At 70.0% G+C, this 9,405-nt stretch carries 9 protein-coding genes and 2 pseudogenes; 5 read left to right on the forward strand and 6 right to left on the reverse strand.

Annotated features, from left to right (window positions below):
- Positions 1-24 precede the first annotated feature (24 nt).
- Together EAO75_RS04760 and EAO75_RS04765 are read right to left on the reverse strand one after the other, a co-directional pair.
- Complete coding sequence (locus tag EAO75_RS04760; RefSeq protein WP_147993720.1) at positions 25-231, reverse strand: MbtH family protein; 207 nt, start codon at positions 229-231, stop codon at positions 25-27.
- 2 nt (positions 232-233) lie between these two features.
- Entirely contained in the window at positions 234-1,706 is a 1,473-nt protein-coding gene (locus EAO75_RS04765; protein ID WP_147993721.1) for an MFS transporter, read from the reverse strand.
- Positions 1,707-2,110: 404 nt separating this feature from the next.
- Here EAO75_RS04765 and EAO75_RS04770 point away from each other — a divergent pair, with 404 nt between their 5' ends.
- Positions 2,111-2,929 carry an SAM-dependent methyltransferase gene (locus EAO75_RS04770; protein WP_147993722.1) on the forward strand — a complete coding sequence of 273 codons (819 nt, stop codon included), beginning with the start codon at positions 2,111-2,113 and terminating at the stop codon, positions 2,927-2,929.
- A gap of 51 nt (positions 2,930-2,980) precedes the next feature.
- Here EAO75_RS04770 and EAO75_RS04775 read toward each other — a convergent pair.
- Positions 2,981-3,933, reverse strand: a pseudogene (locus EAO75_RS04775) (helix-turn-helix domain-containing protein).
- Between the two features lie 151 nt (positions 3,934-4,084).
- Positions 4,085-4,315 carry a DUF397 domain-containing protein gene (locus EAO75_RS04780; protein WP_147993723.1) on the reverse strand — a complete coding sequence of 77 codons (231 nt, stop codon included), beginning with the start codon at positions 4,313-4,315 and terminating at the stop codon, positions 4,085-4,087.
- A 258-nt stretch (positions 4,316-4,573) separates the two neighbouring features.
- Between EAO75_RS04780 and EAO75_RS04785 the strand changes: the two genes are divergently transcribed.
- Positions 4,574-5,056, forward strand: coding sequence for an ATP-binding protein (locus EAO75_RS04785; protein WP_147993724.1), 483 nt, complete (start codon positions 4,574-4,576; stop codon positions 5,054-5,056).
- Between the two features lie 225 nt (positions 5,057-5,281).
- A complete protein-coding gene (locus EAO75_RS04790) occupies positions 5,282-5,632 on the forward strand; it encodes a hypothetical protein (RefSeq protein WP_147993725.1) in 351 nt (116 codons plus the stop codon).
- Positions 5,633-6,062: 430 nt separating this feature from the next.
- Here EAO75_RS04790 and EAO75_RS04800 read toward each other — a convergent pair.
- Both EAO75_RS04800 and EAO75_RS04805 read right to left on the reverse strand, forming a co-directional pair.
- Positions 6,063-6,272: pseudogene (locus tag EAO75_RS04800) on the reverse strand (DNA-binding protein); the annotation flags it as partial.
- A gap of 12 nt (positions 6,273-6,284) precedes the next feature.
- Positions 6,285-6,569 carry an Atu4866 domain-containing protein gene (locus tag EAO75_RS04805; RefSeq protein ID WP_147993727.1) on the reverse strand — a complete coding sequence of 95 codons (285 nt, stop codon included), beginning with the start codon at positions 6,567-6,569 and terminating at the stop codon, positions 6,285-6,287.
- Between the two features lie 231 nt (positions 6,570-6,800).
- Between EAO75_RS04805 and EAO75_RS04810 the strand changes: the two genes are divergently transcribed.
- Entirely contained in the window at positions 6,801-7,574 is a 774-nt protein-coding gene (locus tag EAO75_RS04810) for an Atu4866 domain-containing protein (RefSeq protein WP_147993728.1), read from the forward strand.
- A gap of 239 nt (positions 7,575-7,813) precedes the next feature.
- On the forward strand, positions 7,814-9,205 hold the full coding sequence (locus EAO75_RS04815) for an amidohydrolase family protein (protein ID WP_147993729.1): 1,392 nt from the start codon (positions 7,814-7,816) through the stop codon (positions 9,203-9,205).
- The last annotated feature ends 200 nt before the right edge of the window (positions 9,206-9,405 follow it).

Below are 9,405 nucleotides of genomic sequence, written 5' to 3' on the forward strand. Positions count from 1 at the left end.
TGCAACGCCCCCGTTGCTCCCATGTCAGGCGTCTGCGCCCGTGGGGGCGGGACATATGTCCGTCCAGTGCTCCTCGACGTAGGCGAGGCAGTCGGCACGGCTGCTCGCGGTCAGCGCCACGTCCCACCCGTCCGGCACGGTGATCCCGTCGGGCCAGAGCGAGAACTGGCCCTCGGCGTTGCTGAGGACGAGATAGGTCCCGTTCTCGTCCTCGAACGGATTGGTGGTCATGGTCAGCCCTCCACGAGTGCTTTGTTCTCGGGGTTGTCGGGTTTGTCGGTGTTCTCCGCGGCCTCGGGATCGCCGGGCCGGGCGGAGTCGTCGACGTCGGCGTCGGGGGAGTCGTCGGCGGCGTCGGGCAGCAGCGTGTCGATCTCGCGCACCGTGCGCCGCGACATGCCGAGCACCGCGACCGTGATGCCGCACAGGCCCGCGATGAGCAGCATGGCGGCCATACCGCTGCCCGGCCCGTCCCCCAGGACCGGCCCCAGCACCACGAAGATCCCGGCGCCGTCCGCGGCCTGCGGTTCGAAGACGTGGTCGGCGAGCGGGCCGGAGACCGCGGTGGCCAGCGGGACGGAGAGCTGCGACAGGAACATCACCGCGCCGAAGACCCGGCCGTGCCACTCCTGCGGAACCTTGGTCTGCACGATCGCCTGCATCGTGCCGTTGATCATCGGCATCAGCGCCGCGCCCACGAGGATGGCCGCGCACCAGCCGACCACCCCGCCCGCCAGCGCCATCGCCACCTGGGCGGACAGACACATGCCGATGATCCCGAGCAGCATGCCCCGCGCCCGGTTCTTCGGCCCGCTCCAGGCCGCCATCAGCAGCCCGCCCGCGACCCCGCCGACGCCGATCGCCGTGTTGACGCTCGCCAGCGCCGAGGTCTCGCCGCCGGACCGGGCCAGCACCATGGGCTGTACGGCGGCGAAGCCGAACACCATGACCAGGTTGACGAAACAGAAGGCCAGCAGCAGATCGCGCAGGCTCGGCAACCGGAACAGGAAGCGCATCCCCTCGACGGCCTCCGCGACGAGCTTCCCCCGCGGGCCGCCCGCCTTCGCCCCGGGACCGGTGTCCCCCCGCATCCGTACGACCCGGATCGCGGCCAGCGCGAGGGCGAAGCTCACCAGGTCGGCGACGATGATGAAGCCGAGCCCGGAGAACGCCACCAACAGCCCGCCCAGCGCCGGACCGCCGACGTCCGCGGTGCTCTTGGCGCTCGCAAGCAGGCTGTTCGCCCGCTGGAGTTGGTTCTTGTCCACCAGCAGCGGCACGGCGGCGCCCAGCGCCGGGAACTGGAAGGCGGCGGCGCAGCCGAGCAGCATGACCGCCCCGTAGACCTCCCAGGTGCTCAGCCCGCCGGTGAAGTGCAGCACGCCGAGCAGCGCCACGATCAGCAGCCCGCCGCCGTCCGCGAGCTGGAGCGCCGTACGCCGTCTGACGCGGTCGACGAAGGCCCCGGCGAGCGGGCTCAGCAGCACCTGGGGGAGCAGCGCGCACAGCGACAGCGTGGTCAGCGCGGTCGCCCGGCCGGTGGCCGACCAGGTCTCGAAGACGAAGGCGAACCGCAGGACGGAGTTGCCGACCAGTGATATCGCCTGCCCGCTCCAGACGAGCATGAAGGGACCCATACCGGTGAACCGGCCGGTCCTGCCCCCGTCGTGCGCGGTGTCGTCCTGCGAACGCGCCACATCGGCCACGTGCGTACCCCCGTCGAATGTGGCTTCCGATCGAGAACCCTAGTTCGAAAGTGGCCCGCCGCACATCCCCGATCATGAAAGGAGTCCGAGAAGCCCTCACGGACGGGCCGTCACGACCGTGAGGGCCGCGCGCTGACGAGCGCCGCACCGAGACACCGCACGGTCACCTCGTAGGCACCTACGAACAATTGACGACACAACGACATTCGGGACGCATCGGACGAGAGGTGCTCTCCCCGGACACCGCAGCCGCCTTCCAGCAGCGGATCCCCCGCACGCCCTCCCCGTCAAGAGTGTCAATCGCCCGGTCGTTGACGGATGGACTGGCCCGACCAACTGCCCCGTCCCTAGGATGTGTTGTCGGCGAGGTGATCTCCTCGGCCGTCCTGCCCCTGGGGGAAGCCATGGAGCCTGGAAAGCAGCTGTCCACGTCCATCGATGCCACGGTCCCCACGGCCGCGCGCATGTACGACCACTACCTCGGAGGCAAGGACAACTACGCCTCGGACCGAGCCGCCTGCGAGGAGCTGGACAAGGTCGTCCCCAGCACCCGGGCCCTCGCGCTGAACAACCGGCGCTTCCTCCAGCGGGTGGTCGGGACGCTGGCCGGCGACTACGGCATCCGTCAGTTCCTGGACCACGGCTCCGGCCTGCCCACCCAGAACAACGTCCACCAGGTCGCGCAGGCCGTCGACTCCGCCTCGCGCGTGGTGTACGTCGACAACGACCCGATGGTCCTGGTCCACGGCCGCGCACTGCTGGACCAGAACAACAACACCGCCGTCATCCACGCCGACATGCGGGAGACGGACCTGATCTTCTCCCACCCGGACACCGAGCGGCTGATCGACTTCTCGGAGCCGGTGGCGGTGCTGTTCAACTCGGTGTTCCACTGCATTCCCGACGACGACGCCAACGGCCCGCTCGCCGTGGCCCGCCGGGTGCGCGAGCGTCTCGCGCCCGGCAGCTTCATGGTGATGTGCCAGCTGGTCAGCGAGGACCCCGAGGTCCGCAAGTTCGTCACCGACTTCATGGACCAGGCGACCCAGGGGCACTGGGGCCGGGTGCGCCAGGAAAGCGACGTCGCGGAGTACTTCGAGGGTCTGGAGATCCTCGAACCGGGTCTGGTGGAGGTCTCCACCTGGCGCCCCGACACCGAGGTGGCACCGCGTCAGCTCACCCAGGAGTGGATCGAGTTCGGCGGCGTGGGCCGACTGCCGTAGGGACCGGAGGGAGGGGGAGCGGCGTCACCGCCGCTCCCGGGCCTGACCCCGCTAGGCGTACCGCTTCATCGTCTCGCGCAGTCGCTCCAGGGACTCGCGCGGGTTGAGGGCCTCGTCACCCAGACGGTCCAGGGCGAGGCGGTACTCCTCGGTCTCGTCGCGGTCCTCCAGGAAGGCCGCGCTCTTGATGTGCTCCAGATAGACGATGTCGGACAGATCGACGCCGCCGAAGCGGAGATAGGTGACCGGCATGGCGGGTGCCGATGCGTTGGTCACGTCCAGGGGCACGATCTGCACGGTCACAAGAGGCCGCTGGGCCATCTCCACGAGGTGCTCCAGCTGCGCCCGCATCACCTCACGGCTGCCCAGGACACGCAGCAACACCGACTCGTCGACGATCGCCCACAGCTGAGGCGCGTCCGGACGGTGCAGCAGCTCCCGCCGACGCGTCCGCAGCTCCACACGCCGCTGCAGCTCGCGCGCCGGCGCGTCCGCAGCTCCACACGCCGCTGCAGCTCGCGCGCCGGCGCGTTCGGCAGTCCGCGCTCCACCACGGCCCGGGTGTAGTCCTCGGTCTGCAACAGGCCGGGAACATACTGCAGTTCAAAGGTACGGATGGCCGTCGCGGCCTCCTGCAGCCCGACCAGCCGGTCGAACCACTCCGGCATCAGCCGCTTGTCATAGCGCTGCCACCAACCCGGCTCACCGGCACGGCGCAGCAACTGCAGCAGCACCGACGCCTCGAACTCCGCGGCGCGGTAGTGCTCCAGCAGGGTCCGTACGTCCGCCTCCGTGGGCGGCCGACGGCCCTTGCCCGCCTCGATGCGCGACAGCTTCGCGGGACTGAAGCCCACGGCACGCGCCGCCTGGTCCTGGGACAGACCGAGGTCTTCGCGAATACCGGCCAACTGGACGCCGACCAGCATCTTCAGCAAGGTCGGCGCGGGCTCGGTGCGGTCCAGATAGGGTTCGAGGCGGGAGAGGCGAGGTGACTCGGCGGACATCCTGACTCCCTGTAGACCGGCATACGACAGACCGCATTATCGCATCCCGCCGCCCCGCGCCGCCGGAACCGCGAGAAGTGGAAGCCTCAACTTCCGCTTGCGGAGGGCGTTTCGCCCCCGCCGGTCGCGCGGTCCCGGGCAGAGGCCGGTCTCAAGCGAGGTGGTCGAACTCTCCCTCCTTCGCGCCCGCCAGGAAGGCCGTGATCTCGGCGGGGGTGTAGACGAGGGCCGGTCCGTCGGGATGGCGGGAGTTGCGCATCGCGACACTCCCATCGCCCAGGGCGGCCACCTCGACGCAGTTGCCCTCGGCATTGCTGTGCCGGCTCTTGATCCAGCGGACGTCCAACGAGCTTGCCCGCACGCCGTTCTGCGCTGTTGGCACTGCACTCTCCTTGCTCACGTTCCGCCACGCATGCGCCCCGACGCCTCAGCGGACCCGGGCCGCACCACGTGCTCTGCGTCGACACCCTCGCGCAATTTCCCGTGAAATTGCACGGAGACGCCGTCGGCGTGGATAATAGCCCTTGGCGTCAAGTGCAGCGCGGACGCCCCGTCCTGACCGTGTATCAGGGGAGACGTTGTGTCCTTACCTGCGTACGAAGGGCTCCGACTGGCGCATGGCGCTGCGTCACCTGCGGGGTTGGCCGCGACGCCGGAACCGCGCCCCGCCGCTCCGCGCACCTCGCCCCGCTCCGCCGTCCTGCGCCTGGCCGGCGCCGAACGGGGCTGCGGTCAGGCCCGCGACTTCGTCCGTCGCACGCTGACCGGCTGGGAACTCGACCACTGCGGCCCCGACGCCCTCACGGTGGTCACCGAACTGCTGGCCAATGCGGTACTGCACGCCACGGCCCACAGTCCGGCCCCGGGATCTGCCCGTGGCTCCGCCCTGGACGACGCCGAGATCTGGCTCCGGCTCAGCCTCCGCCGCCACGCCCACCTGGTCTGCTCGGTCACCGACCCGAGCGACCACCCACCCGTGTACCCGCACACCAGCGACCCCTTTGACGAACACGGGCGCGGGCTGCGCATCATCGACGCCCTGTCCGAGCACTGGGGCTGGACCCGACGGCACCCGATGGGCAAGACGGTCTGGGCGATGCTCCCGACCGCGGACCGGGTCTGACCCCTCACGGCAGGGCCGCGCTGCATCCGCAAATGTGCGCCAGCACGCGAACATTTGGGTAAGTGCCCGAATAGCCCGCCATATATGGGACGCCTTCGCCGGCGGTGTAACACACTCACGCTCGTCTGACGCAGAACCAGGCAGAAGAAGTCACCGTGCAGAATCCGAATCCCGACACGGCGCGGTGGCCAGTCGCCCCAGCCAACGCGTCAGATCGGATTTCTCGTGAACACCGACCCGGTATCCGGATACCAGTCGTACGACCAGCACACCCCCCAGGACCGCCCCGCGCGCAACCAGGCCACCGCACGGAGAGCGGCCCTGACGATCTGCACGATCGCCGACGTCTCGGCCGGTCTCCTCGGCCTGTGGATCGTGCTGTACCTGCTCGACGCGAACCAGGGCAACGCGTTCGTGGAGCTCGTGCACGGGTCGGCGGACCTGCTCTCCGGATGGGCACAGGACATTTTCACGATGGACACAGAGGGCCTACGGGTCGTCCTCAATTACGGCCTTCCGGCAGTCCTGTATTTGCTCCTCGGGCACGGAATTGCCGCCCGCCTGAACAGGGCTTGACGGCAATACCCAGCGGAAGGACGACACAGTGACACGCACTCCCACCGAAAACGATCACCTGCCCATTTATGAAGACCTGGTGCGCGAACGCGGAGACGCCGTAACGGAAGCCCAAATAGCAGCCGCACACACCCAACACCAGGCAGCGGAACTGCTGAGCGACGGAGGTCCGGGTCACTGGGACGGCCGTCCGGGGCACACCGGGCAGGCCCGGCACCGCTAGGTGGGGCGTTCGGGCCGAAGGCGGAGACCGGGCGGGCAGGCCGGATGTGACGCGCGCGGCCACAGACTCGGGATCTGGCGCGCATGCCCCGCAGAAGTGAAATGCGAGGTTTGCCCGCCTTGGCTCGATCATGTTTCGGGCTTCCGGCGAGGGCTCGGCGAAAGGCCCATCGCCGACGCTGTGCGCGGGCCGACGTGGCGGGCCGGGTCAGATCTTGATCACGGTGGCCCGTCCGCCGCACAGCACGGTCAGATTCTCGGGATCCGAGGTGAGGATCGTGACCGGGCCGGGCGCGGCAAGGGCGGAGGCGCTGAGCATGGCGTCGATGGCGTACTTGTGTCCGTGCAGGCCGGCGTCCGCGAGGAGCGCAGCAGCGTGCCGGGCGATCGGCTCGGTGACCGGCTCGACGACCAGGCGGGGCGGACCTGGTCAGGCTCCCTGTCGGGCGCGCTCGTCGTTCTCGCGGTAGAGCACCAGGTGCTCGTGGAAGAGAACGCCGTCGCGGATGTCGCCGGTGGCGGTGAAGCCGGTGTCGTCGACGTAGTCGAGGTGGTTTCCGGTGACGGTGTACCTGCCGGTGTAGGCGCTGCGGCGGCTGCCGCGGGCTTCGTCGTAGCGGCCGTTCGGCAGCAGTTCCTGGCGGATGAACCCGTCTGCGGTCACCCACATCCCGACGTACGGGTGAGGGTCGCGGGGCGTGTCGTTGGTGGTCATGGCTCTACGGTCGCCCAGGCCGCCGAGGGTAACCAGGCCGCTGTCTGCCCAGGTGAGGGCTTCCTGGGTGCGGCGCACCCAGGGACACGGCGGCCTGGTTCCGATTCCGCCGTGCGACGAACTTGGTGGTCGGGCAGCGGTCGTAGCTGCCGGACATCCGCCTCGGACCTGCACCGGCGCTCCTTCGCGCCTCTGGCGGACCGATGGGCCGACTCCACCGAGGAGCATGCAATGAGCAGCACCGACATCGACACCGACACTGACATCGACACCATGGACTGGAACCCCACCGCCCTCGACGAGATCCTCTCGAACGGCGCGGGCCGCCCCGTCCTGTTCACCAACGCCCGCATCCTCACCATGGACCCGCTGATCGGGACCATGACCGGCGCCGACCTCCTGTTCGTCGGCTCCCTGCTCGTGGGCGTCGGCCCGGGCATCATCACCGCCGCTCAGGACGACAACGCCATCGTCGTCGACTGCACCGGCATGACCATCGCCCCCGCCGTCGTGGACACCGTCGCACTGGCCGGCGGCCGCGGCCACCGCTCGGAGTACGTCGCGACGCTGACCCCGGGCAACACCCCCGACTTCCTGGTCGTGCCCGACGAACTCGCCGCCGACGTGCCGAGCGCCGTCGCCACACTCATGGCCCGGCCCGAGCAGGTTCGCGCACTCGTCGCGGCCGGCCGTCCCGTCCTGTGGACCGGCAGCGACGTCCCCGGCCGGGCCACCGCGCCCGAGGCGGGCATCCCGGCCGCCGAGGACCTGACCGGCAGCCCGCGCGTCGGTGTCTGGATCGACAGACACGACTTCCTGCACCAGGAGCTCACCGCCGACGGCCGCTACGACGAGACCCGGGGCGGCCGCCCGCACGCGTATCAGGGCCGCTACTGGATCGACGGCGACCGCATCGACTACCTGGACGACCTCGGCTTCTGGGCCTACGGAGAGTTCCAGGGCGACGAACTGCACCACGCGGGCTACGTCATGAAGCTCGGCTGACCTGCCCGCCGACCGGCGCACCATCGGTCCCGATCCTGGGCGCCCGGCACCTGGGGAAACCGCGGCCTGGTTGCCGTGACGGGCGCGGCCGAGGCTGGTGTTCGAGCAACCCGGCCGCTCCCGGCGACCAGCCTCCCAGCCCTCACCCGGCGTACGGCCCTACGGCCCACTGCCGGCGCCCCCTCCGGCGCATGGCCCGTCCTCCCGGCCCTCTCCTCCGTACGGAAAGAAGATTTCTCATGAGCATCAACGACACTTCCAGCGCCGCCGTCCTCGAAGAGCTCCGGCGTCGGCCCGCCGACCGGCGGCGCATCCTGTTCACCGGCGCGACCATCGTCACCATGGACCCCGGACTCGGTGTCATCGACGGTGGCGACCTCCTCGTCGAGGGAGACACGGTCACCGCCGTCGGCCGTGACCTCAGCGCGGATGACGCGGTGGTCGTGGACGCCACCGGCACGATCCTCACCCCCGGTTTCGTCGACACCCACCGGCACGCCTGGGAGGCACAGTTGCGCCGGATCATGCCGGACGTCGACGACCTCGGTGGCTACGTCATGGCCACCCTGGCCGGCTACGCCACGGTCTACCGGCCCGAGGACATGTACATCGGCACCAGGCTGGCCGCCCTGACCGCGATCGACAGTGGCATCACGACGATGCTCGACTTCTCCCACAACTCCCGTACCCGAGAGCACTCCGACGCCGCCATCGAGGCCCTCCGCGACACCGGCATCCGTGGCGTGCACGCCTCCATGGGCCCGCACTTCGGGGAGTGGGACCGTCAGTGGCCGGGCGACCTGGCCCGTATCAAGGACCGGTACTTCAGCAGCGACGACCAGCTGCTCACGCTGCGCCTGGCGACCCTGGCCACCGACGAGATCGCCGGGCCCGCCCTCGCCTACGGCCCCGAACTTGCCTGCGCGGCAGAGGAGTTGGGCATAGGAGTGAGCGTGGACGCCGTCTTCGGTATCTCCTCCTCCGAGGCGGTCCTGCGCTGGGCCAAGGACGGGATCCTCGGCCCCGACGTCACCCTCATCCACTCCACCGGACTGACCTCCGAGGCGTGGAAGGCGATGGGGGAGACCGGCACCACCGTGGCGCTGGCCCCCACCTCCGACGCGCAGATCGGCCTGGAGACCGCGATCCCGGCCGTCGACGAGGCGCTGTCCGTCGGCATCCGCCCCGGCCTGAGCATCGACGTCGAAGTCGCTCTCGCCAGCGACATGTTCACGCAGATGCGGGCCCTGCACGCCATCCAGCGGATGCGCGCGGTCAACGCCGCCTACGGCACCGATCAGCAGCCCTCTCGCGTCACCACCCACGACGTGCTGGACTTCGCCACGCTTCAAGGCGCCCACACCAACGGCCTGTCCGGCGTTACCGGTTCCCTCACCCCGGGCAAGAAGGCCGACCTGCTGGTCATCCAGGCCGAGGACCTCAACAACATGCCCCTCAACGACCCGATCGGCACGATCGTGCTGGGCTCCGACGCCCGCAACATCAGCGCCGTCCTCATCAACGGCGAGCCCCGCAAATGGGACGGACACGTCCTCGACGTCGACCTGGCCGCCCTGCGCGGACAGGTGCACGCCTCACGCGAGTACGTGCTGAACACCCCGGCTGCGTGAGCAACCCGGCCGCCTGGGCGAGCTTGCCGCCCGGGCAGTCCTCCCCATCGTCCCCGGCCGCTTCTCCCGCCCCCAGCGGCCGGGGACGATGGGGAGGACTGCCCGGGCGCGAGCTTGCCGCCCGGGCAGTCCTCCCCATCGTCCCCGGCCGCTTCTCCCGCCCCCAGCGGCCGGGGACGATGGGGAGGACTGCCCGGGCG

The sequence above is a fragment of the Streptomyces sp. UW30 genome, assembly GCF_008042075.1.
In the GTDB taxonomy this organism is placed as follows: Bacteria; Actinomycetota; Actinomycetes; order Streptomycetales; family Streptomycetaceae; genus Streptomyces.